The sequence below is a fragment of the Agrobacterium sp. B1(2019) genome, from assembly GCF_008274755.1.
GTDB classification, from domain to species: domain Bacteria; phylum Pseudomonadota; class Alphaproteobacteria; order Rhizobiales; family Rhizobiaceae; genus Agrobacterium; species Agrobacterium salinitolerans.
In genome coordinates this window covers 2,914,224-2,935,976 of the sequence record NZ_VTPB01000001.1, presented here as the reverse complement: position 1 = coordinate 2,935,976, position 21,753 = coordinate 2,914,224, and the positions used below count along the sequence as shown (strand labels likewise).

The 21,753-nt window shown below is 56.2% G+C and carries 20 protein-coding genes; 12 read left to right on the top strand and 8 right to left on the bottom strand.

The window, feature by feature from the left end; genetic code table 11:
* Nucleotides 1–95 precede the first annotated feature (95 nt).
* The 5 genes from dnaQ to AGR1_RS14530 are packed head-to-tail and all read right to left on the bottom strand — an operon-like array spanning nt 96 to nt 3,700.
* Nucleotides 96–794, bottom strand: a complete 699-nt coding sequence (gene dnaQ, locus AGR1_RS14550; RefSeq protein WP_149147216.1) for a DNA polymerase III subunit epsilon — start codon at nt 792–794, stop codon at nt 96–98.
* Nucleotides 787–1,395 (bottom strand): dephospho-CoA kinase, encoded by a 609-nt coding sequence (gene coaE, locus AGR1_RS14545; protein ID WP_080792130.1) that lies wholly within the window; start codon nt 1,393–1,395, stop codon nt 787–789. The genes dnaQ and coaE overlap by 8 nt, the downstream gene beginning before the upstream one ends.
* Nucleotides 1,395–2,255 carry a shikimate dehydrogenase gene (locus AGR1_RS14540; RefSeq protein WP_149147215.1) on the bottom strand — a complete coding sequence of 287 codons (861 nt, stop codon included), beginning with the start codon at nt 2,253–2,255 and terminating at the stop codon, nt 1,395–1,397. The genes coaE and AGR1_RS14540 overlap by 1 nt, the downstream gene beginning before the upstream one ends.
* Nucleotides 2,248–2,847 (bottom strand): Maf-like protein, encoded by a 600-nt coding sequence (locus tag AGR1_RS14535; RefSeq protein WP_149147214.1) that lies wholly within the window; start codon nt 2,845–2,847, stop codon nt 2,248–2,250. Before AGR1_RS14535 ends, AGR1_RS14540 begins: the two co-directional genes overlap by 8 nt.
* A 31-nt stretch (nt 2,848–2,878) precedes the next feature.
* Complete coding sequence (locus tag AGR1_RS14530; RefSeq protein ID WP_149147213.1) at nt 2,879–3,700, bottom strand: pyruvate, water dikinase regulatory protein; 822 nt, start codon at nt 3,698–3,700, stop codon at nt 2,879–2,881.
* Between the two features lie 408 nt (nt 3,701–4,108).
* On the opposite strand from AGR1_RS14530, the gene hemE reads away from it, so the two are divergent.
* From hemE to AGR1_RS14490, 8 genes are all read left to right on the top strand, one after another.
* A complete protein-coding gene (hemE, locus tag AGR1_RS14525) occupies nt 4,109–5,143 on the top strand; it encodes a uroporphyrinogen decarboxylase (protein ID WP_149147212.1) in 1,035 nt (344 codons plus the stop codon).
* Nucleotides 5,140–5,685, top strand: coding sequence for a protoporphyrinogen oxidase HemJ (gene hemJ, locus AGR1_RS14520; protein ID WP_187772151.1), 546 nt, complete (start codon nt 5,140–5,142; stop codon nt 5,683–5,685). Before hemE ends, hemJ begins: the two co-directional genes overlap by 4 nt.
* A 186-nt stretch (nt 5,686–5,871) precedes the next feature.
* Nucleotides 5,872–7,137, top strand: coding sequence for a transcription termination factor Rho (rho, locus tag AGR1_RS14515; protein ID WP_004444236.1), 1,266 nt, complete (start codon nt 5,872–5,874; stop codon nt 7,135–7,137).
* A gap of 86 nt (nt 7,138–7,223) precedes the next feature.
* Nucleotides 7,224–8,555 (top strand): tRNA uridine-5-carboxymethylaminomethyl(34) synthesis GTPase MnmE, encoded by a 1,332-nt coding sequence (gene mnmE / locus AGR1_RS14510; RefSeq protein ID WP_187772150.1) that lies wholly within the window; start codon nt 7,224–7,226, stop codon nt 8,553–8,555.
* A 61-nt stretch (nt 8,556–8,616) separates the two neighbouring features.
* A complete protein-coding gene (gene mnmG, locus AGR1_RS14505; protein ID WP_149147210.1) occupies nt 8,617–10,500 on the top strand; it encodes a tRNA uridine-5-carboxymethylaminomethyl(34) synthesis enzyme MnmG in 1,884 nt (627 codons plus the stop codon).
* Nucleotides 10,501–10,511: 11 nt separating this feature from the next.
* On the top strand, nt 10,512–11,129 hold the full coding sequence (gene rsmG, locus AGR1_RS14500; protein ID WP_149147209.1) for a 16S rRNA (guanine(527)-N(7))-methyltransferase RsmG: 618 nt from the start codon (nt 10,512–10,514) through the stop codon (nt 11,127–11,129).
* 19 nt (nt 11,130–11,148) lie between these two features.
* Entirely contained in the window at nt 11,149–11,943 is a 795-nt protein-coding gene (locus AGR1_RS14495) for a ParA family protein (protein WP_003505322.1), read from the top strand.
* Between the two features lie 30 nt (nt 11,944–11,973).
* On the top strand, nt 11,974–12,855 hold the full coding sequence (locus AGR1_RS14490; RefSeq protein WP_080792146.1) for a ParB/RepB/Spo0J family partition protein: 882 nt from the start codon (nt 11,974–11,976) through the stop codon (nt 12,853–12,855).
* Nucleotides 12,856–12,915: 60 nt separating this feature from the next.
* Here the strand turns inward: AGR1_RS14490 and AGR1_RS14485 are convergent, their stop codons facing one another.
* On the bottom strand, nt 12,916–13,128 hold the full coding sequence (locus AGR1_RS14485; protein WP_080792147.1) for a DUF1674 domain-containing protein: 213 nt from the start codon (nt 13,126–13,128) through the stop codon (nt 12,916–12,918).
* Nucleotides 13,129–13,244: 116 nt separating this feature from the next.
* Between AGR1_RS14485 and htpX the strand changes: the two genes are divergently transcribed.
* The 4 genes from htpX to purH all read left to right on the top strand — a co-directional run bounded on the left by htpX (nt 13,245) and on the right by purH (nt 19,154).
* Complete coding sequence (htpX, locus tag AGR1_RS14480; protein WP_080792151.1) at nt 13,245–14,210, top strand: zinc metalloprotease HtpX; 966 nt, start codon at nt 13,245–13,247, stop codon at nt 14,208–14,210.
* Nucleotides 14,207–15,592: an RsmB/NOP family class I SAM-dependent RNA methyltransferase gene (locus tag AGR1_RS14475; protein WP_149147208.1), complete on the top strand. Its 1,386-nt coding sequence runs from the start codon at nt 14,207–14,209 to the stop codon at nt 15,590–15,592. The genes htpX and AGR1_RS14475 overlap by 4 nt, the downstream gene beginning before the upstream one ends.
* 125 nt (nt 15,593–15,717) lie before the next feature.
* Nucleotides 15,718–17,385, top strand: coding sequence for a heparinase II/III family protein (locus AGR1_RS14470; RefSeq protein WP_187772149.1), 1,668 nt, complete (start codon nt 15,718–15,720; stop codon nt 17,383–17,385).
* Between the two features lie 152 nt (nt 17,386–17,537).
* Nucleotides 17,538–19,154, top strand: a complete 1,617-nt coding sequence (purH, locus tag AGR1_RS14465; protein WP_149147207.1) for a bifunctional phosphoribosylaminoimidazolecarboxamide formyltransferase/IMP cyclohydrolase — start codon at nt 17,538–17,540, stop codon at nt 19,152–19,154.
* 87 nt (nt 19,155–19,241) lie between these two features.
* Here the strand turns inward: purH and AGR1_RS14460 are convergent, their stop codons facing one another.
* Both AGR1_RS14460 and AGR1_RS14455 read right to left on the bottom strand, forming a co-directional pair.
* Complete coding sequence (locus AGR1_RS14460; RefSeq protein WP_080792157.1) at nt 19,242–20,774, bottom strand: altronate dehydratase family protein; 1,533 nt, start codon at nt 20,772–20,774, stop codon at nt 19,242–19,244.
* A gap of 42 nt (nt 20,775–20,816) precedes the next feature.
* Nucleotides 20,817–21,509, bottom strand: a complete 693-nt coding sequence (locus AGR1_RS14455; RefSeq protein ID WP_080792159.1) for a FadR/GntR family transcriptional regulator — start codon at nt 21,507–21,509, stop codon at nt 20,817–20,819.
* Between the last annotated feature and the right edge of the window lie 244 nt (nt 21,510–21,753).

Genomic DNA, 21,753 nt, shown 5'->3' with positions numbered 1-21,753 from the left:
GCTCTGCGCTTACAGAATTCAGACAAAACAAAACCCGGGTTCATGCCCGGGTTTTTCTTTGACGGCATTCACCGTTTCCGGTGCCTGGACAGGTATCAATTCTGGTAGCGGTTCCAGATCGCCTTGTCGCCCATGCCGAGAACAAGTTTACCATGGGCCGCGACCGTTTCCGCATCCAGCCTCGAGGGCAAAGCCCGCGGCCTTTGCAGCGGCTCAAGCGGTACATCGTCCTCGACGATGATGGTTTCCTGCTTGGCGGCGGAACCGAAACCAAGCGCCGTCTGGCGCCCGCCGATCATTTCAATATAAACCTCGGCGAGCAGTTCGGAGTCGAGAAGCGCGCCGTGCTTGGTGCGATGGGAATTGTCGATGCCGTAGCGCCGGCAAAGTGCGTCCAGCGAATTCGGTCCCATCGGGTGCTTGCGACGGGCAAGCGAGAGCGTATCCGTCACCAGATCGGCGGCGACCGGCTCAATACCGAGACGGGCGAATTCCGCGTTGATGAAGCCCATGTCGAACGTGGCGTTGTGCGCCACCCAGCGCGCGCCCTCGAAGAAGTCACGAATCTGGTCGACGACCTCGGCGAATTTGGGTTTATCCTTCAGAAACTCATCGGTAATCCCGTGAACGGCAAGTGCGTCGGGGTGAACCTTGCGATCTTCCGGGCTGATGTACAGATGCAGAGTTCGGCCAGTGGGAAAGTGGTTGATCAGCTCGATGCCGCCGATTTCAATCACGCGGTCCAGTTTCGATTCGAGCCCCGTGGTTTCCGTATCGAAAATGATCTCACGCATTCATATCTCCACGGCGCGACTCAGCGGCCAGTTTCTGCAGAATCTCTTTTACCTGATCCCGTGCCGCTTCGACACCTTTTCCGGAATCGACGATAAAGTCGGCGCGCCGACGCTTTTCCGGGTCGGGCAACTGCCTGGAGAGAATCATTTCGAATTTCTCTTCCGTCATTCCGGGTCGCGATAAAACCCGCTCTCGCTGAATTTCCGGCGCACAACTGACGACAACGACTTTATCGACGCGGCTTTCCGCCCCGGTTTCGAAGAGTAGCGGAATATCGAGGAGGGCGAATTGCCGATCCTCTTTCCTTGCTTGAGCCAGAAAATCCTCCTGCCTTCCGCGCACCAGCGGATGCACGATTTCTTCCAGTTTGCTGAAATTAGCCGGATTCTTCCGCAAGACCTCACCGAGTTTCTGCCTGTCCACCGCACCGGAAACGGTAGTACCCGGAAAGGCCGCTTCGATCAGCGAAACGGCTTCCGCCCGGTAAAGCCCGTGCACGACCTCATCGGAATCGAGAACCGGAACCCCTTCCCCGGCAAACAACTTCGCCGTCGTCGTTTTTCCCATTCCAATCGAGCCGGTGAGACCGATGACGATCATCAATGTTTCTCCATATCCTCGATGATGAGAGAACGCAGGGTCTCATCGACCTCGGGCGTTTTGCCGAACCATCGCTTGAAACCGGGTTTGGCCTGATGAAGCAGCATGCCGAGCCCGTCGACGGTTGCGACGCCCTGCTCTTCTGCCATTTTCAGGATCGGGGTTTTCAACGGCACATAGACGATATCGGTTACAACGGCCTGATCTGCCAGGGGCGAAAAATCAAGATGCGGCGCTTCCGTTCCATCCATGCCGAGCGACGTCGTATTCACGAAGAGCCCGGCACCCTGCATGACCTCATGAAGCGCTGCCGGGGGATGGGAAAAGACCCGCGGCCCAAAACGGTCGGCCAGTTCGCGCGCCCTTTCGACGGTACGGTTAAGGACGTGGATTTCGGCAATGCCGCGATCACGCAGTGACTGAATGACCGCCCTGCTTGCGCCGCCGGCGCCCAGAACAACTGCCCGCTCTGTCCTGTCCCAGCCCGGATGTCGCTCATCGAGATTGGAAACAAAACCATAACCGTCCGTATTGGTAGCGTGAAGCTCGCCCTCCTCCATCCAGACCGTGTTGGCGGCGCCGAGTTCTTCCGCCAGAGCATCGGGTCTGTCTGCCAGCCGGTAAACCGCTTCCTTATGGGGAATGGTGACATTGCCGCCGACGGCCGTGCCCGGCTTGCCCTGCTTCAGCGTTGAAATGAAATTCGCGAAATCGTCCGGAGAGATTTCCACCGCCTTATAGGAACCGGCAATGCCGAATTTCTTCAACCAGTAGGAATGTATAATAGGCGATCGCGAATGCTTGATCGGATAGCCGACAACGAAGGCGTTTATGGTTAATGTTTCACGTGAATCAGCCATCGATGACGTCCATGTCGCGCAGTTTCGATAAAAGCGGCAGAAGCGGCAAGCCGAGAATCGTGAAATAATCGCCCTCGATCGATGTGAATAGCTGGATTCCTTCTCCTTCGAGCTGGTACGCACCCACACTGCTCAAGGCCTTTTCCCCCACCCGTTGCAGGTGGCGGGAGACAAATTCGGCGCTCAAAGTCCGAACGGTCAGTTCAGCGCTGGAAACAATCTGCCACACCACCTCACTATTTTGGACGAGAGCGGCGGCGCTGTTCAGGCGATGGACCTTGCCGGACAATGACAGCAGATGCTCTTGCGCCTCCGCCATGGTTTTCGGCTTGTGATAGACGCGGGCGCCGAGCGCCATGGTCTGGTCGCAGCCGAGAACCAATGCTCCGGGATAGAGCGTGCTGACCGCAAGAGCCTTGGCCCTGGCGAGTTCCAGTGCAACCTCTTCCGGACTAGCACCGTCTCGTTCCAGCTGTTCGTCGAGCGCCCGCTCGTCAATATCCGCCGGAATGGCCGAAAATGTCAGCCCCGCATTGCGCATCAGCATCTGGCGGGATGCGCTGGACGAGGCGAGGATCAATTCTTGTTTCATCGACTGTCTGCTCCGAATCGTGCGATTCGGATTATCGTGTCCTCGAACGAAGGGCAAGGATCGCCGCCGCCGTTTCCTCGATGGAGCGGCGCGTAACGTCGATCAGCGGCCAATTGTTGTGGGCGCAGAGCGCGCGTGCATATTTCAGCTCTTCCATGATGGTGGCGCGATCCGTGTAGCGGCCGCTGTCAAATCCGCCCGTCGCGCCGAGTTCGCGGTTTTCCCGCACCTGCGATATGCGGTCCGATGTCGCGACCAGTCCCACGATCAGTGGCCGCGTGGCTGCATAAAGACTGTCGGGCAAAGGCACATTGGGAACGACCGGAATATTGGCGGTCTTTATTCCTCTGTTGGCGAGATAGATGCTGGTCGGTGTTTTTGAGGTGCGGCTGATGCCGATGATGACGATATCAGCCTCGTCATAGGTTTCGGGCATTTGCCCGTCATCATGATCCATAGCGAAATTGAGCGCCTCGATCCGCGCGAAATAATCCGCATTCAAGGCATGTTGCGCACCCACCCGCCGTCTGGACGGCGCACCGAGGTAAGTCTGGAAGATGCCGATGATGGGTTCAAGAACATTAACGCAGGGTACGCCAATCGCGTGGCATCGCAGATCCAGAAACCCGGCCAGCTGCTGGTCGACGATCGTATAGAGAACAATGCCCGGTTCCTTATCGATGAGATCGACGACCTGCGCGAGCTGCTTCTGGTTTCGAATCATCGGATAGACATGTTCCACAGGCATGGAAGCATGGAACTGGGCCGAAACCGCCCGGCCGGCCGACATTAGAGTCTCTCCCGTTGAGTCCGAAATCAGGTGCAGATGGAAGAAGCTTTTTTTGTTCTCCACGCTGTTTTTCTCCCGCTGTTGATAAACCGGGACAAATCCCCGAATTGTCCTGCGGGCCGAACCGCGCCGTGAATAAAGTGGTGTTTTTCCACAATCCGCAAGTGGCTTCAGTTGTCTCCGATGCGCCTGTGGATTATTGGGAAAATGCGAAACAGCTCAAAATTTTCCCCATATTATCCACAGTCGCGCCGTTTCTATAGATCATTATAAGTATATGAAATGATTTATGAAATTTATATCCTTCGCATGATTAAAAAACAGGAGGACCGATAGCATCCGCAAGCTCGCTTGAGGCTTTGCGGCTGCGGCATTTCGACTGGAACGATTTTAATCCTTGCTACCCACAGACTCTAAGAAATAGAAAATCTTTTAAATCTCTTTGATTTTATTTTTTAGAAGCTGGGTGCTATGAGCAAACGCAAGGTTATGACGGTGTTGAACGGGCAAACGGTCACGCCGCCGCCAATATGGCTGATGCGGCAGGCCGGCCGTTATCTTCCTGAGTACAGGGAAACGCGAAAGAGTGCCGGTAGTTTCCTCGATCTCTGTTATAATCCTGAACTGGCGACGGAGGTGACTCTCCAACCCATTCGCCGGTTCGGGCTCGATGCCGCCATTCTCTTTTCCGACATTCTGGTGATACCTGACGCGCTTCACCGTAACGTGTCTTTCAGCGAGGGAAAGGGTCCGGCCATGGACCCAATCGATGTCGACGGTATCAAGAAACTGGATGCTGAAAACGTCTTGGCGCATCTTTCTCCCGTTTTCGAAACCGTTTCCCGTCTGCGCACCTCTTTACCCGATGAAACGACGCTTCTCGGTTTTTGCGGCGCACCGTGGACAGTTGCGACTTATATGATTGCGGGGCATGGAACGCCGGATCAGGCCCCGGCGCGGCTATTCGGTTATCAGGAGCCGGCCGCCATGGAAAAGCTGCTGGCTTTTCTGGCCGACGTTTCCGCCGATTATCTGGTCGCACAGATCGATGCAGGTGCGGATGCGGTTCAAATATTCGATTCCTGGGCCGGTGTGCTCGGCGAGAAGGAATTTGAAGATTATGCGATAAAACCCGTTGCCCGCATTATCGCATCGGTGCGCGCCCGTCGGCCAGCGGCAAAAATCATCGCCTTCGCCAAGGGGGCTGGTTATCTTCTCAAGGATTATCGCCGCAAGACAGGCGCCGACGCCATTGGGCTCGACTGGTCGGTGCCGCTGAGCTTTGCAAAGGATTTGCAGAAGGAAGGGCCGGTGCAGGGCAATCTCGATCCCATGCTGATGGTGGCGGGCGGTAAGGCGCTGGAGGATGGTATAGATGCGGTGCTGCAGGCCCTTGCGCAAGGGCCGCTGATCTTCAATCTCGGCCATGGCATCACTCCGCAGGCTGACCCGGAAAACGTCACCCGGCTTGTGGCGCGGGTGCGTGCCAACGGAGCCGGGACATGAGCGTCGAAAAACAGACCTCTGCCCGTCCCGGAAACCGGGCGACGTTGCGCGCCGGCATCGCACTATGTGTCTTTGCCGCCTTCGTCGGCCTGCTATTTTATGCCGATCCGGCCGATCTTTATCTCTGGATCAAGGCGCTGCATATCATCGCCGTTATTTCCTGGATGGCGGCGATTTTTTACCTGCCGCGGCTCTTCATCTACCACACCGATGCACCCCCGGGTTCGCAGCAGTCTGAAACATTCAAGGTGATGGAACAGCGGCTGATCAAGGTGATTATGAACCCGGCGATGATGATATCCTGGATGTTGGGACTTTATCTCGCCTGGTCGGTCTATGGTTTTTCCGGCGGCTGGCTGCATGCCAAGATCGCGCTGGTGCTGCTTCTGACCGCGACCCATGTTTATTTCACGCGCAGCGCAAAACGTTTCGTGCGGGATGAAAATACGCGGCCTGCCCGTCACTGGCGGTTGATGAACGAGGTTCCGACGGTGCTGATGATCGCCATCGTCATACTTGTGGTTGTGAAACCCTTCGGTTAGGGCCGTGCAACGATAAATTTCGCGGAATTCGTGCTTTCCTCTTGCAGCGGCCGTGTACAATCGCTATTTTCGGGCCACTCATCTTCGTGGCATGTGAATTATTCAGTCATCTGCGGCATTTCCCACAGCATCTGATTCGCGAACACGCCCTCCCCCGACATTACATTATCAAACGGTCTTCTCTTCATGGCTGAAATGAAGCTACAGGAACTTAAGAGCAAATCGCCTACCGACTTGCTGACTTTTGCCGAATCCCTGGAAGTTGAAAATGCGAGTACCATGCGCAAGCAGGAACTCATGTTCGCAATCCTCAAGGTTCTCGCGAGCCAGGACATCGAAATCATCGGCGAGGGCGTCGTTGAAGTCCTGCAGGATGGTTTCGGGTTCCTGCGATCCGCAAATGCAAACTATCTGCCCGGTCCGGACGATATCTATATCTCGCCGTCGCAGATCCGGCGCTTCTCGCTGAAAACCGGCGATACCGTTGAAGGTCCGATCCGCGGACCCAAGGAAGGCGAACGTTATTTCGCGCTTCTCAAGGTCAATACGATCAATTTCGACGATCCGGAAAAGATCCGCCACAAGGTTCACTTCGACAATCTGACGCCGCTTTACCCGAATGAGCGCTTCAAGATGGAACTGGATGTTCCGACCTCGAAAGACCTGTCATCGCGTGTGATTGATCTCGTCGCACCGCTCGGCAAGGGTCAACGCGGATTGATCGTGGCGCCGCCGCGCACCGGTAAGACGGTTCTGCTGCAGAATATCGCTCATTCCATCACGGCAAACCATCCGGAATGCTACCTGATCGTTCTCCTGATCGATGAGCGTCCGGAAGAAGTGACAGACATGCAGCGTTCCGTGAAGGGCGAGGTTGTTTCCTCCACCTTTGACGAGCCGGCAGTCCGTCACGTACAGGTCGCTGAGATGGTCATCGAAAAGGCGAAGCGTCTGGTCGAACATGGCCGCGACGTTGTCATCCTGCTCGATTCCATCACCCGTCTTGGCCGGGCCTACAACACGGTCGTTCCCTCCTCCGGCAAGGTCCTGACCGGTGGTGTGGACGCCAATGCCCTGCAGCGCCCGAAGCGTTTCTTTGGTGCTGCCCGTAATATCGAGGAAGGCGGCTCGCTGACGATTATAGCCACGGCGCTGATCGATACCGGTAGCCGTATGGATGAAGTCATCTTCGAAGAATTCAAGGGTACGGGTAACTCGGAAATCGTGCTTGACCGCAAGGTTGCAGACAAGCGCATCTTCCCGGCACTGGATATTCTGAAATCCGGTACGCGTAAGGAAGACCTGCTGGTGCCGCGTCAGGATCTGCAGAAGATTTTCGTTCTTCGCCGTATTCTCGCGCCGATGGGTACGATGGACGCCATTGAATTCCTGATCGACAAGCTAAAGCAGACCAAGAACAATTCGGATTTCTTCGAATCGATGAATACCTGATCCGGACTTTAGCCGGATTCATCGTGAGAGCTTCAAAGCCGCGTCCGTTTATTCGGATGCGGCTTGACTGTTTTAGACCGAGGTGAATGATGCCAGCTTCCGAAGATACGATCTACGCGCTTTCCAGCGGCGCCTTGCCGGCGGGTGTGGCTGTTCTCAGGATTAGCGGATCCAGAGCTTTCGATGCGTTAAAGATGCTGACGGGACGGGAACTTCCTTCACCACGAAAGGCTATATTGTGCTCGATTCGGAGTCGAAACGACGATATCATCGATCAGGCGCTGGTAATCGCCTTTCCAGCTCCAAATTCTTTCACGGGTGAGCATTGCGTTGAAATTCATAGCCATGGCAGTCGTGCGGTCATAGCTTCGATTTTTGCCGAGCTTGAAAATCTTGAGGGTCTTCGGCCCGCCGACGCCGGTGAATTCTCTCGTAGAGCCTTCGAAAATGGGAAGATGGATCTCCTCGAGGCCGAAGGCCTCGCTGATCTGTTGCAGGCTGAAACGGAAATGCAGCGGCGTTTGGCGGTGGAACAGAGCACTGGCAAATTGTCGGCGCTTTATGATGGCTGGGCCAGCCGCCTGACGCGAGCCCGCGCGCTCATCGAAGCGGAACTGGATTTTGCCGACGAGGAGGACGTTCCAGATTCCGTGGCGGCTCAGGTTTGGGAAGCCATGGCGCTTCTCAAAAAGGAAATCCATGATCATCTCCAGGGCGGCGAAGGCGGCGAAATCATTCGCGACGGGTTCAAGGTTGCACTGGTCGGCGAACCTAATGCGGGAAAATCCACTCTTTTGAACGCCCTTAGCGGTCGCGATGTTGCGATCGTTACCGATATTGCCGGTACAACGCGAGACGTTTTGAGCGTCGATATCAATCTGGAAGGATATTTGGTTCGGATATTCGATACGGCGGGAATAAGAGAAACAGAGGATATCGTTGAGCTTGAAGGCGTGCGGCGCGCGGTTCTGACAGCCGAGACCGCGGATCTCGTTCTATTGCTTCAGGATAATGATTCGGTTCCGAAACAATCTGTTGAATCGCTCGGGAGCCGGAGCTATTTGCGGGTCAGAACGAAAACAGCGCTCCATTCCCCTACTTTGAATGATGGATTTGATCTGTCTATCTCAGCCAAGGAAGGAATAGGCTTGAACGAATTGCGTTCAATGCTGAAGCAGGAGATAGAAAAACGCGTCGGTGCCGGCCAGTCTTTGGTTCCCGCACGCGCTCGGCATAAAAAACGACTTGAAGAGACGCTGAACTATGTTAGTGATGCGCTCGATTCCGAGACCCTGGACCTTGCGATAAGGTCGGAATATTTAAGACTCGCCGCGACATCGCTCGGACGGATCACCGGCCGCGTTGATGTGGAAGATTTGCTCGGCGTGATCTTCTCGGAATTCTGCATAGGAAAATGATTCACGTGAAACATCGACGGCCGAAGCGGATGTCGATGTTGGTAGAACAGGGCGCAGGGATATGCACCAGTCATTCGATGTCATTGTTATTGGCGGTGGCCACGCGGGCAGCGAAGCCGCGGCTGCTGCCGCAAGGCATGGCGCAAAAACCGCCCTTGTTACCCATAAGCGTGAGACGATTGGCGTCATGTCCTGCAATCCCGCCATCGGCGGTCTGGGAAAGGGACACCTCGTTCGGGAAATCGATGCGCTGGATGGTTTGATGGGCCGGGTTGCCGATGCGGCAGGTATTCAGTTCCGCATGCTCAACCGTAAAAAGGGTCCGGCTGTCCGTGGTCCGCGAACCCAGGCCGACCGCCGGCTCTACCGCGAAGCCATGCAGCGCGAGATCGATGCGATTGAAAACCTGACCGTCATTGAAGGCGATGCTTTCGATATTGAGATGGCCAGTGGCCGCGTCGCAGCCGTTATCATGAAGAACGGTAGCCGGATTCCTTGTAGCGCGGTGGTGCTGACGAGCGGCACCTTCCTGTGCGGTCTCATTCATATCGGTTCCGAAAAGATTCCGGCGGGACGCGTAGGAGAAAAGCCGTCTGTTGGCCTTTCTGACACGCTCTCGCGATTGGGTCTCGTTATGGGACGCCTGAAAACCGGCACCCCTGCCCGACTGGACGGACGCACGATTGACTGGAATGCGGTGGATCGGCAGGCTGCCGATGAGCATCCTGTTCCTTTTTCCTTCATGACGGATCGTATTCTCAATCCGCAAATAGAATGTGGTGTAACTCGCACCACGCCAGCTGGCCATAAGATCATTCAGGAGAATATTCATCTGTCGGCGATGTATTCGGGACAAATCGAGGGGGTCGGTCCGCGTTATTGCCCGTCAATTGAGGACAAGATTACCCGTTTCGGTGAACGGGACGGTCATCAGATATTCCTGGAGCCGGAAGGTCTCGACGATCACACTATTTACCCAAACGGCATATCGACGTCCCTTCCCGCTTCCGTGCAGGAACAATTTATCCGAACGATACCCGGCCTTGAACAGGTGACGATCCTGCAGCCGGGTTATGCGATCGAATATGACTATGTCGATCCACGCGAGCTGAAACCGTCGCTGGAATGTCGTAAGATTGCGGGATTGTTTCTGGCCGGCCAGATCAATGGAACGACGGGTTATGAAGAAGCGGGTGCTCAGGGTCTTGTTGCCGGCTTGAATGCCTCGCTTTATGCAAGCAATGCCGATCCGGTCTATTTTAGCCGAACCGAGTCCTATATTGGGGTCATGATTGATGACCTGACATCGAAGGGTGTCAGTGAACCCTACCGTATGTTTACGTCCAGAGCGGAGTATCGCCTTTCTCTGCGTGTGGACAATGCGGATTTACGGCTTACACCCATCGGTCAGACGGTTGGTATCATCGGCCGCGAGCGGCAAGAACGCTTCGCAAACTTCATTTCCGATCTGGATCGCGGTCGCGAGCTGATGAAGACGACTTCTATCAGCCCGTCCCAGGCGGCCAAGCAGGGGTTGAAACTTAACCAGGATGGTCAACGCCGGTCCGTTTACGAGTTGCTGGCCTATCCTGATATGTCTGTCGAAATCCTTGCCAAGCATTGGCCAGAACTGGGCGCCCTAGATGGGAAAGTGGCCGAGGCCTTGCAGATTGAGGCGAGTTATGCGGTCTATATGCAAAGGCAGAGCGCTGATATCATCGATATCAAACGGGACGAAGACAGAAAAATCCCCGATAATTTTGATTTTAAGAGCCTATCCGGCCTCTCCAACGAGCTTAAACAAAAGCTGGAAAAAGCCCGTCCTGAGAATATTGCCCAGGCCGCTCGTGTTGACGGCATGACGCCGGCTGCGATATCGCTGCTGCTCGCACTTCTGCGGAAGGATTCTGCAACGCGAAGTGAAAAATTACGCATGCACCAATAGCGAGTCGGATTATGAAGATAAACGGCCAGAGTGTTTCACGTGAAACACAGGAAAGACTCGAACATTTTATCGAGCTTTTTAAGAAGTGGAACAGAACCACAAATCTGGTAGCGCCTTCCACTCTCGCGGAGCTTTGGAACCGGCATGTGGCCGACAGCGCGCAAATATTCCAACTCTCTCCGCAGCCAAAAAAATGGATTGATCTTGGAAGCGGCGGCGGATTCCCCGGCGTTGTCACCGCGATTTTTCTTGCGGATCTTGGCGACGGCTGGGTTGATCTGGTCGAAAGCAACAATAAAAAGGCGGCATTCCTGCGAATTGCACTGAAGGAAACTGGTGCAAGAGGGGCGGTTCACCCCGTCAGGATCGAGACAGCACCGGAGATCATCAATAATTGCGAGGCTGTTTCGGCACGCGCGCTCGCCGAACTGGATTTGCTTTTCGATTATATTCATCCTTGGGCGCAGAATAACCCAAATCTCAAGGCCTATTTTAATAAAGGCCGGGATTATGATTCTGAAGTGCAGAAAGCACATGGTCGCTGGAAGTTTGATCTGGTAAAACATCAGAGTGCCATTGAGGCAGATTCTGTTGTTCTTGAAATCAGCAACCTCGCTCTGAGGCGCTGACGAACTGGCCAGGTGCGGCATGACTTTTGAAAAAAACCGGATTATCGCAGTTGCTAACCAGAAAGGCGGCGTCGGTAAAACGACAACCGCCATCAATCTGGCGACCGCGCTGGCGGCTATTGGTGAGCGTGTGCTGATCGTGGATCTGGACCCGCAGGGTAATGCAAGTACCGGGCTTGGGATTGACCGCAAGGAGCGCAAGCTTTCGTCCTATGATCTTCTTGTGGGAGATCATGGGGTGGCGGAAGTTGCTGTTCCCACGGCCGTTCCAAATCTCGATATCGTGCCTTCCACGATGGATTTGCTCGGTTTCGAAATGCAGGTCGCGAATGTTTCCAACCGGGTTTTCCTGTTGCGTGCAGCCATGGAGACGCAGGAAGCCAGAGGCTATTCCTATATTCTTGTTGATTGCCCCCCTTCTTTTAATCTTCTGACGATGAATGCCATGACGGCCGCCCATTCCGTGCTTGTGCCGCTGCAATGTGAGTTCTTTGCGCTGGAGGGTCTTAGTCAGTTGCTGGACACGGTCAGTCAGATTCGTGGATCGGTGAACCCGCAGCTCGATATACAGGGTATTGTTCTTACCATGTTCGATGCCCGTAATAACCTCGCACAACAGGTTGTTTCGGATGTACGCACGCATCTGGGGGAAAAGGTTTACCACACGCTCATTCCACGCAACGTGCGTGTATCCGAGGCGCCTTCTTATGGTAAACCGGCAATTCTTTACGATCTGAAATGCGCCGGTAGCCAGGCCTATTTGCAGCTGGCGTCCGAAGTGATCCAGAGAGAGCGTCTGCGTAAAGCCGCCTGACGCCTGCCGGAATGTATGGAGTAATATCTTATGAGTGATGATCTTTCCAAGCGTCGGCTGGGGCGCGGTCTTGCTGCATTGATCGGAGAAATGGATCAACCAGTGCCGGTGGGTGAGCCCCAGCGCGCTGTTAATGCCGATCGTACCATTCCCATTGAATTCATCGCTCGCAGCCAGAGAAACCCGCGGCGTCATTTTGATGAAAACGAGCTGCAGGACCTTGCCGCCTCCATTCGTCAGCATGGAATTGTTCAGCCAGTGGTGGTGAGAACGGTAGGAGTCAACCGCTACGAGATTATCGCCGGTGAGCGCCGCTGGCGTGCGGCGCAGTTGGCGGGCTTTACCGATGTTCCGGTCATTGTTCGCGATGTGGATGATCGCACGGCGCTGGAACTGGCGATTGTCGAAAACGTACAGCGTTCCGATCTAAATCCGCTCGAAGAAGCGATGGGGTATGAGCAGCTCATCGCCGAACACGGTTATACGCAGAATGATCTCGGTGAAATCATCGGCAAGAGCCGAAGCCACGTTGCCAACAGCCTGCGGCTTTTGAAGCTTCCCGATCCGGTACGGGATATGCTGGCGGATGGTTCGCTCTCCGCAGGTCATGCGCGCGCGCTTGTTTCCACTTCCGATCCGGCGGCGCTCGCGAAAACAATCGTATCCAAGGGGCTTTCGGTGCGTGATGCCGAGCGCCTGGCGCAGAATGATATCAAAGCGCAGGGCGATGTTGCGGAGAAGCGACCTGCTGCGGAAAAGGATTCCGATACGATTGCGCTCGAACGCAGCCTGTCCGATGCTCTCGGGCTGGATGTGAAGATCAGCCACAAGGGCGGATCGGGGCAAATCCGTATCGGTTACCGGACATTGGAACAGCTTGAAGCGGTATGCCGGCTTCTGGAGCAGAAATAACTAACTATTTGTTTTCAAATATAAAATACCCGCCTTTGGCGGGTATTTTTATTTATGGTCTCAAAAATCGATGGCCCGGCCTTTTATTTCGTAATCGCCGAAACGCACGGGTTCTGCACCGCCGCGGCCGCCGGTTTCCGGCGGCAACTGGAGATCGGTCTGTTGCCTGCGCCGTTCTTCCGCTTCTTTCAACGCTCGCTGCGCCGCCGGCGAAAGTCTCTTTACACCTTCTGCGCCGCTGTCTGTGGCGTTGTCATTATTCGCATTCTGCATGAAATCCTCCCTATGACGGGATATTGAAATACGTTTGCCGCTTACCAGATTATATAATCCGAGGGGCTTTATAAACCCCGGAATATTCCCGGTGAGTGACGAGGAGAGTTTAACGGATGAACATGATGCGCACGGCAATGCTTCTGGCCTTCATGACCGCATTGTTCATGGGTGTCGGTTTTCTGATCGGCGGCAAGGGCGGCATGATGATTGCCCTGGTCATCGCAGCCGGTATGAATATTTTTTCCTACTGGAACTCTGACAAGATGGTTCTCTCCGCCTATCATGCGCGGGAGATCGACGAGGCGAATGCGCCGGAATTTTTTCACATGATCCGCGACCTGTCGCAAAATGCCGGCCTGCCAATGCCGAAGGTCTATATTTACGATAGCCCGCAGCCCAATGCCTTCGCGACCGGGCGTAACCCGCAGAATGCCGCTGTTGCCGCTTCGACAGGCTTGCTGGAGCGTCTGACGCCAGAGGAAGTGGCCGGTGTCATGGCGCATGAGCTTGCGCATGTGCAGAACCGGGACACGCTGACCATGACAATTACCGCCACGCTGGCGGGCGCCATCTCCATGCTCGGCAATTTTGCCTTCTTCTTCGGCGGCAACCGGGAGAACAACAATAACCCGCTCGGCTTTATCGGTGTGCTGGTGGCGATGATCGTGGCGCCGCTGGCAGCGATGCTGGTGCAGATGGCGATCAGCCGCACGCGGGAATATTCCGCCGACCGGCGCGGCGCGGAAATCTGCGGCAACCCGCTCTGGCTTGCTTCCGCCTTGCAGAAGATTTCGGGCATGGCGCAGCGCATCCACAATGACGATGCCGAGCGTAACCCGGCAACGGCGCATATGTTCATCATCAATCCGCTTTCCGGAGAGCGCATGGACAATCTCTTCTCCACGCATCCGAATACGGAAAACCGCGTGGCGGCGCTGCACGCCATGGCGCAGGAGTTTTCCCCGCGAGGATCGACGCCGTCGCCATCGGGTGATAGATCTTTGCGCAAATCAGGCTCCGTTCCCAAAACAGGTTGGGGACGAGGCAATGAAAACGAGCGCAAGGGGCCGTGGTCTTGACATCCGATATTCAGAATAAGCCGGCGCGGTCCAGAAAACCGAGACCGTCTAATGGGAGGGGCCGTGAAGACGGCCCTTCGTCTTTCCAGGACAAGCCGGGTCTCGCCGCGCGCATTGCCGCCACCCGCATTCTGGCCGCCGTTCTGGAAAAAAAGACCTCGCTGGATGGGATGCTCGATAGCGAGAACGGCAATCCCGTCTATCGAGCCCTGTCGCTTGCCGACCGGGCGCTGGTGAGAGCCATCGTCAACAGCGCGCTTCGCCACCTCCCCCGGATTGAAACGGCTTTGTCGATGCTGCTTGATGGTCCGCTGCCGCAGGGCGCGCGATCGCTGCATCACGTTCTTGTCGTCGGTGCGGCGCAAATGCTTTACCTCGATGTGCCGGATCATTCCGCTGTCGATCTCGCTGTAGAGCAGGCTCACCGCGATCCGCGCAACCAGCGCTTTGTCAAACTGGTGAATGCTGTTCTTCGACGGCTCGGTCGCGAAAAGACGGAGATCGAAAAGGCTGTCGCCGACGTTCCCGTGCTGCCGGATTGGTTCTACGAGCGGCTTGTTTCGGCTTACGGAATTGAGGCGGCTCAGAGGATTTCGCAAGCGCAGCTGACGCCTTCCTCTATCGATCTCACGATCAAGATTGATCCCGCTTTGTGGGCGGAAAAACTGGGCGGTACGCTGATGCCGAACGGCAGCGTGCGTCTGGGTGAATTCGAGGGGCAGATCCCCTCGCTTGAAGGTTTCGCCGAGGGTGCATGGTGGGTGCAGGATCTAGCCGCCAGCATGCCGGTTCGGCTTATGGGCAACATTGCGGGCAAACGTGTTGCCGATCTCTGTGCGGCCCCGGGCGGCAAGACCGCGCAGCTTGCGCTGGCGGGCGCCAAGGTAACGGCGCTGGATCAGTCCGGCAACCGTCTTCGTCGCCTCAGGGAAAACCTCGACCGGCTTGGTCTCCGTGCCGAAACGGTGGAGGCCAATATGCTGAAATATCAGCCGGAACAGCTTTTTGACGCGGTCCTCCTCGATGCGCCCTGTTCTTCCACAGGGACACTTCGCAAACATCCCGATGTCTGCTGGACCAAGGATGAGAAGGACATCGCCAAACTCGCTGCTCTCCAAGGCCAGATGCTGCGGCATGCGCTGACCCTTGTTGGTCCGGGCGGTCTCGTAGTCTTCTCCAATTGCTCGCTGGATCCTTCTGAAGGAGAAGCGATGATCGCCGAGGTTCTGGCGGAAAATCCCGACGTGGAGCGTGTTGCCGTCCGCCGCGAGGATTGGCCCGGAATGGAAGCGGCCATCAGTCCCGATGGCGATCTTCGCACAACGCCGGATATGTTCGGCGGCGTCGATGGGTTTTTTAGCAGTGTCTTGCGTAAGAAGTAGAAAAAAGCCAAGCTCTCGCGAATCATTAGATATTTATCGAAAACGTTCCGGTCGTCGCGGTTCACTGATAAAAACAAAACATGTGAAACGGGAAACACAGCTTGTTAGGGTCCTTCGCAGGCAGAATGAATGCCGTCGGTCTTCTGTCGCGGATGGCGTATCGTCATCTGTGTGTGGGCCTCACGCCTTTGCGCCTGCATATATTGCGATTTGCCAATCGTGTACCCGATGGTCTGGTGGCGGCGCCGACCGATCTCAGAGCCATTGATCCCTATTTCGCCGAGGAACTATTGCGGGGCCGCATCGCGCTGGCCGGGCGCGTCGTCGAAACTGGCGGAGCTTCGCCATTCCAGGTGGAATATCCCTCCGCGGTCTTTGAAGAACGGCTGCATGCATTTAGTTGGCTACGGCATATTCGCTCCGATAAATCGAGCGAGGCCTGCAAACGGGCGCGCCGCATTGTTGCGGAATGGATGGTGCTTTATGGCAGACGGCTTGCAGGCGCCGCCTGGTCGCCGGAAATCGCCGCACAAAGGCTGATTGCCTGGCTTTCGCATTCTCCCGTGGTTTTGTATGAGGCCGATGCCGGCTTCTATCGCCGGTTCCTGAAAAGCCTCGCCTTTCATGTGCGCTATCTCGAAAGAATCGTCAGACATGCGCCCGATGGCGAAGCGCGGCTGAGAATCAGGATCGCCTTGGCCATGGCTTCAATCGCCATGCCAACGCGCCTTCCGCGGATCAAGCGGAATGGAATGAAGCTGGCTCAGGAAATGGAACGCCAGATTCTGCCCGATGGCGGACATGTTTCCCGTAATCCACGCGTCATGCTGGATCTGTTGCTCGATCTCCTGCCGCTTCGGCAAAGTTATATCAATCTCGGCCATGATCTGCCGTCGGGTCTGGTGCCGGCGATAGACCGCATGTTCCCGGCTATCCGGTTCTTCCGGCATCAGGGCGGCGATCTCGCGCTGTTCAACGGCGCCACGGCGACGCTCGCCAATGAGCTTGTTTCCGTATTGCGCTATGATGAAACGGCCGGCCGGCCTTCCAAGGTCCTGCCGGATGTGAACTATCACCGGCTTGCGACGGACGATACGGTTATCATCGTGGATACGGGTTATTCCGGTTCAGCGGAGCTTTCAAGGAGTGCTCATTCGGGTTGCCTGTCTTTCGAAATGTCCTGCGGCAAGAACCGCTTCATCGTCAATTCCGGCTTTCCACGTAACGCTGCGCCGGAATATCAGCGCGCCAGCCGTTCCACGGCGGCGCATTCCACCGTCACGCTTGCGGACACCTCATCCTGTAGACTGTCGCGCTCGCGGCTGCTTGGTCCGATTATGGTGTCAGGCGTCAGCCACGTCGACAGCAGGCGCGGGGCGGATGCTAACGGTAATGATGTTCTCTGGGCATCACATGACGGTTATTTGCAGAATTTCGGTTGTTACCATGAGCGGGAAATAGAACTGAATGCGGTCGGCACCAAGATAAAGGGTCGGGATCTGCTGCGGCGCGACGAAAATGCGGCGAAAGCGCAATCGCAGTCGGTCACAGCGGTTTCACGTTTCCATATTCATCCCCATATTCAGGTACATCAGCGGGATGAGGAGTCGGTCTATCTGGAGGCAGCGGATGGAATCGTCTGGCTGTTTTCCGCCCCCGGGCTGGAGCTTTTCGTCACCGAAGATGTCTTCATGGCCGACGCATCCGGTATGCGCCCGTCGCAGCAGATCGAACTCCCCTTCAATCTCGCGAATACGCGGGAGATCCGCTGGCTCATCGAGCGCCAAGCCTAGACAATTTCTGGCACGGTCGGCCAAAAACCACCATAGTTTTCACCGTTCGGCATCCCCGCTGTTTATTAATCCGGTTAGCTGTGTTAACGCGGCGGCAATTGCTGGATCAATCCCATTCCAGCCTGTCCTCCCCGTTAAACGGAGTATGCCTGATGGCCGTCGTGTCCAAGAAAATCCCCGCCCCCGATAAGGTCAAAATCCGCACGGCGCTTCTTTCCGTGTCTGACAAGACGGACATTATCGAATTGGCGACGGTGCTCTCCAAGCTTGGCGTCAAGCTGCTTTCGACCGGTGGAACGGCGAAAGCCATTGCCGAAGCAGGCCTGCCTGTGACGGATGTCTCCGACGTAACGAATTTTCCCGAGATCATGGATGGCCGCGTCAAGACGCTGCATCCCAATGTCCATGGCGGGCTTCTGGCCATCCGGGACGATGCGGAACATGTCGAGGCGATGAAGGCGCACGGCATCGAGGCGATCGATCTCTCGGTCATCAATCTCTATCCCTTCGAGGAAGTTCGCGCCAAGGGCGGCGATTATCCGACGACGGTGGAAAACATCGATATTGGCGGCCCGGCGATGATCCGCGCTTCCGCCAAGAACCACGCCTATGTCACGGTGGTTACCGATCCGTCTGACTATCCCGATCTGGTTGAGGCCCTGCAGGCCGATGACGGCCAGACATCCTATGCGCTGCGCCAGCGTTTTGCCGCCAAGGCCTATGCCCGCACCGCCGCCTATGATGCGGTGATTTCCAACTGGTTCGCTGAGGCGCTTGCAATCGAAACGCCGGATTACCGCGCTATCGGCGGCGCGCTGAAGGAAAAGATGCGGTATGGCGAAAACCCGCACCAGAGCGCTGGTTTTTACCTCACCGGCGAAAAGCGTCCTGGCGTTGCGACCGCGACGCTTATTCAGGGCAAGCAGCTTTCCTATAACAACATCAATGACACCGATGCAGCTTACGAGCTCGTGGCGGAATTCCTGCCGGAAAATGCGCCAGCAGTCGCTATCATCAAACACGCCAATCCCTGCGGCGTGGCGACGGGGCCGACACTCGCCGAAGCTTACCGGCGGGCGCTGGCATGCGATTCAGTTTCCGCTTTTGGTGGCGTGATTGCCCTGAACCGCACGCTCGATGCGGAAACGGCGGAAGAGATCGTCAAGCTCTTCACCGAAGTCATCATCGCGCCTGATGTCACCGAAGAAGCCAAGTCCATCATCGCCCGCAAGCCTAACCTGCGCCTTCTGGCTGCTGGCGGTTTGCCTGATCCGCGCGCGGCTGGCCTCACCGCGAAGACCGTCTCGGGCGGCCTGCTGGTGCAGAGCCGCGACAATGGCATGGTCGAGGATCTGGACCTCAAGGTCGTCACCAAGCGTGCGCCGACACCGCAGGAACTTGAAGACATGAAGTTTGCCTTCAAGATCGCCAAGCATGTGAAGTCAAATGCCGTCATTTACGCCAATGACGGGCAGACCGCAGGCATCGGTGCGGGACAGATGAGCCGTGTCGATTCCGCTCGTATCGCTGCCCAGAAGGCGGAAGATGCCGCCAAGGCTCTTGGCCTTGCCGAACCTTTGACGCGTGGCTCCGCCGTCGCTTCGGAAGCATTTTATCCCTTTGCTGATGGCTTGCTCGCCGCGATTGCTGCAGGTGCCACCGCTGTCATCCAGCCGGGCGGCTCCATGCGCGATCAGGAAGTGATTGACGCTGCGAACGAGCATAATGTGGCAATGGTCTTTACCGGCATGCGCCACTTCCGCCATTAAGCGCGGAAACAACCAGGAATAACGAAGGCCCGGAAATTGATTTCCGGGCCTTTTGTTTCACGTGGGACAGTCTTGGCGCCGCAGTTTTCAGGTCACGGCCCCAACCTGCCACGGCACAAATTCATTATCGCCGTAGTCGTATATTTCGCTGACGGTCTTGTCGCCGGAAGCTACCGCCAGAATATGCTCGAAAATTCGTTTGCCGGATTCTTCGATGGTTTCAGCGCCCGTGACAATCTCACCGCAATTGATATCCATGTCTTCCTTCATGTGTTCATACATTTCGGAATTGGTGGCGATCTTGATGCAGGGGGCTGGCTTGAAACCCGAAACCGAGCCGCGGCCGGTGGTGAAACAGATGACGTTGCAGCCCCCGGCGACCTGGCCGGTGACGGCAACGGGGTCATAGCCGGGTGTATCCATGAAGACGAAACCCTGCTCTGTCACGGTTTCGGCGAATTCATAAACTGCCTTCAGCGGCATGGAGCCGCCCTTGGCGACCGCGCCCAGCGATTTTTCCAGAATGGTGGTCAGGCCGCCAAGCTTGTTGCCGTGGGAAGGGTTGTTATTGAGTTCGTCGCCATTACGGGCGGTATAATCACGCCACCAGTCGATACGCTGTAGGAGCTTCTCGGCGACGGCAGGGGTGACGGCGCGCTTCGTTAACAGGTGTTCAGCGCCGTAAATCTCCGGCGTTTCCGAGAGGACTGTGGTGCCGCCGTTGCGGACGATGAGGTCGGAGGCATAACCCAGAGCCGGGTTGGCGGAAATGCCGGAATAACCATCCGAACCGCCGCATTCCAGCGCCACCTTCAGCTTGGAAAGCGGTTGTTCCGTGCGGCGGGCGGCATTGACCATCGGCAGCATGGCCTTGATCTCGGCAATCGCCGCATCGATCGTCTTGCGGGTGCCGCCATGCTGCTGGATCGTCATGGTGCGCAGCCGCTCACCCTCTTCCATCTTGTAATGTTCGAGAATGGGCGCGATCTGGTTGGTTTCACAACCGAGGCCGATCAGCAGAATGCCGCCGAAATTCGGGTGGCGGGCATAGCCCTGAATAGTGCGGATCAGCAGGCGGTAACCTTCCGATTTCGTGTTCAGCGCACAGCCGCCGCCATGGGTCAGCGCCACGACGCCATCGACATTGTCGAAACCATCAAGGCCGCCCTGCTTGTTGAAATAATCCGCGATGTAACGCGACACCGTGGCTGAACAGTTCACCGAAGCGATGACGCCGATATAGTTTCTCGTTCCAACACCACCAAGGCCGCGGTCATAACCCCTAAACGTCCGTCGTTCGGCTTCCGGCACCATGCCCTTTTCTTCGATATCAACGCTGAACTGATGCGCGTGTTCGGAAGGCACCATGGCGAGATTGTGCAGGTGCACGTGCCGGCCGGGCTCAATATCCTGGGTGGCGATACCAATGACCTGTCCGTATTTCAGTACCTCATCGCCCGATTTGATGAACTTCAGGGCCACCTTGTGCCCGCGCCCGATCAGCTCGAGCGCCGCCAGATCGCCCCTGCCCGTCGCGCCGCCGGCCGGAATGGACCGACGCGCCACCGCGACATTGTCGTTGGCGTTCAGCAAAATGGTTGCCTCGGAATTCTCACTCACGGGTTATCCTCCTCCCGGTATATTGCCTGCTATGTTTCCAGGTCAGTTTTCGACCCAGCGTCTCTTCGAACCTTCCAGATGCGTATGCATGGCGGCCTGCGCCAGCAGCGGGTCTTTCAGTTCAAGCGCCGCCAGAATGGCCTCGTGCTCCTGAAGGGCTTGGGTCCAGGTATCGCGGTCTTCAAATTTCACGCGAAGCTGGGCCGAAATGGGGCTGTGGCGCTCGTCGAAGAGGTTCGCCACCATTCGGGCCAAAACGCTGTTACCGGATTGCTCGGCGATGGTGACGTGAAACAGACGATCCTGATCCAGAGGCTTGCGGCCGGCCTCGATTTCCCGCTGCATGGTATTGAGTATCTGGCGGAGGGTCGCGATTGTCTCATCGGTCATCCGGCTTGCCGCCAGCACAATGGTCGCCCCCTCCAGCGCGGCGCGCGCCTGCATCAGTTCGGAGGGGCTGTCACCCAGCGATTTGGTATGATGGGTCGTCTGCAGCGCTTCGGCCGATACATAGACGCCGGAACCCATGCGAATTTCAACGGTGTTATCGATTTCAAGCGCAATCAGCGCCTCGCGCAAGGAAGGCCTCGATACACCGAGTTTCTGTGCCAGTTCCCGCTCAGCAGGAAGCCGCGTGCCGGGCAGGAATTCACCCATGTCGATGAGTTCGCGTATCTGGTCCGCAATTTGCTGATAAAGCCTGCGCGGTTCTGCTATTTTGGCCTGACCACTCATGAGTTTTTGACGAGTCCTGTCTGCAAAGTTTATTTGGCCTTACCGTAATGCCAAGCGTATCAATACGCAAGGAATTACTTAAGTGCATGAAAATAAGTTATTATTATCGATTTCTTTTTTACGCGCTGTCTTTGTTTTTAATGTGGCCTCGTAGATTTTGACGTAATTGGCTTGACCATTTTGAAAAACCGGCCTAACCATTTGACCTGTTCATGACCCGGTGGAGCGGGGATACGGGTGGGAG

Excerpts from the sequence above, each read along its gene's own strand:
- rho (WP_004444236.1), top strand. The coding sequence starts at position 5,872 with ATGGCTGAAATGAAGCTACAGGAACTTAAGAGCAAATCGCCTACCGAC.
- AGR1_RS14495 (WP_003505322.1), top strand. The coding sequence starts at position 11,149 with ATGACTTTTGAAAAAAACCGGATTATCGCAGTTGCTAACCAGAAAGGC.
- AGR1_RS14455 (WP_080792159.1), bottom strand. The coding sequence starts at position 21,509 with ATGAGTGGTCAGGCCAAAATAGCAGAACCGCGCAGGCTTTATCAGCAA.
- purH (WP_149147207.1), top strand. The coding sequence starts at position 17,538 with ATGGCCGTCGTGTCCAAGAAAATCCCCGCCCCCGATAAGGTCAAAATC.
- AGR1_RS14540 (WP_149147215.1), bottom strand. The coding sequence starts at position 2,255 with ATGGCTGATTCACGTGAAACATTAACCATAAACGCCTTCGTTGTCGGC.
- mnmE (WP_187772150.1), top strand. The coding sequence starts at position 7,224 with ATGATGCCAGCTTCCGAAGATACGATCTACGCGCTTTCCAGCGGCGCC.
- rsmG (WP_149147209.1), top strand. The coding sequence starts at position 10,512 with ATGAAGATAAACGGCCAGAGTGTTTCACGTGAAACACAGGAAAGACTC.
- htpX (WP_080792151.1), top strand. The coding sequence starts at position 13,245 with ATGAACATGATGCGCACGGCAATGCTTCTGGCCTTCATGACCGCATTG.
- dnaQ (WP_149147216.1), bottom strand. The coding sequence starts at position 794 with ATGCGTGAGATCATTTTCGATACGGAAACCACGGGGCTCGAATCGAAA.
- AGR1_RS14470 (WP_187772149.1), top strand. The coding sequence starts at position 15,718 with ATGAATGCCGTCGGTCTTCTGTCGCGGATGGCGTATCGTCATCTGTGT.
- AGR1_RS14490 (WP_080792146.1), top strand. The coding sequence starts at position 11,974 with ATGAGTGATGATCTTTCCAAGCGTCGGCTGGGGCGCGGTCTTGCTGCA.
- hemE (WP_149147212.1), top strand. The coding sequence starts at position 4,109 with ATGAGCAAACGCAAGGTTATGACGGTGTTGAACGGGCAAACGGTCACG.
- AGR1_RS14535 (WP_149147214.1), bottom strand. The coding sequence starts at position 2,847 with ATGAAACAAGAATTGATCCTCGCCTCGTCCAGCGCATCCCGCCAGATG.
- mnmG (WP_149147210.1), top strand. The coding sequence starts at position 8,617 with ATGCACCAGTCATTCGATGTCATTGTTATTGGCGGTGGCCACGCGGGC.
- coaE (WP_080792130.1), bottom strand. The coding sequence starts at position 1,395 with ATGATCGTCATCGGTCTCACCGGCTCGATTGGAATGGGAAAAACGACG.
- AGR1_RS14485 (WP_080792147.1), bottom strand. The coding sequence starts at position 13,128 with ATGCAGAATGCGAATAATGACAACGCCACAGACAGCGGCGCAGAAGGT.
- hemJ (WP_187772151.1), top strand. The coding sequence starts at position 5,140 with ATGAGCGTCGAAAAACAGACCTCTGCCCGTCCCGGAAACCGGGCGACG.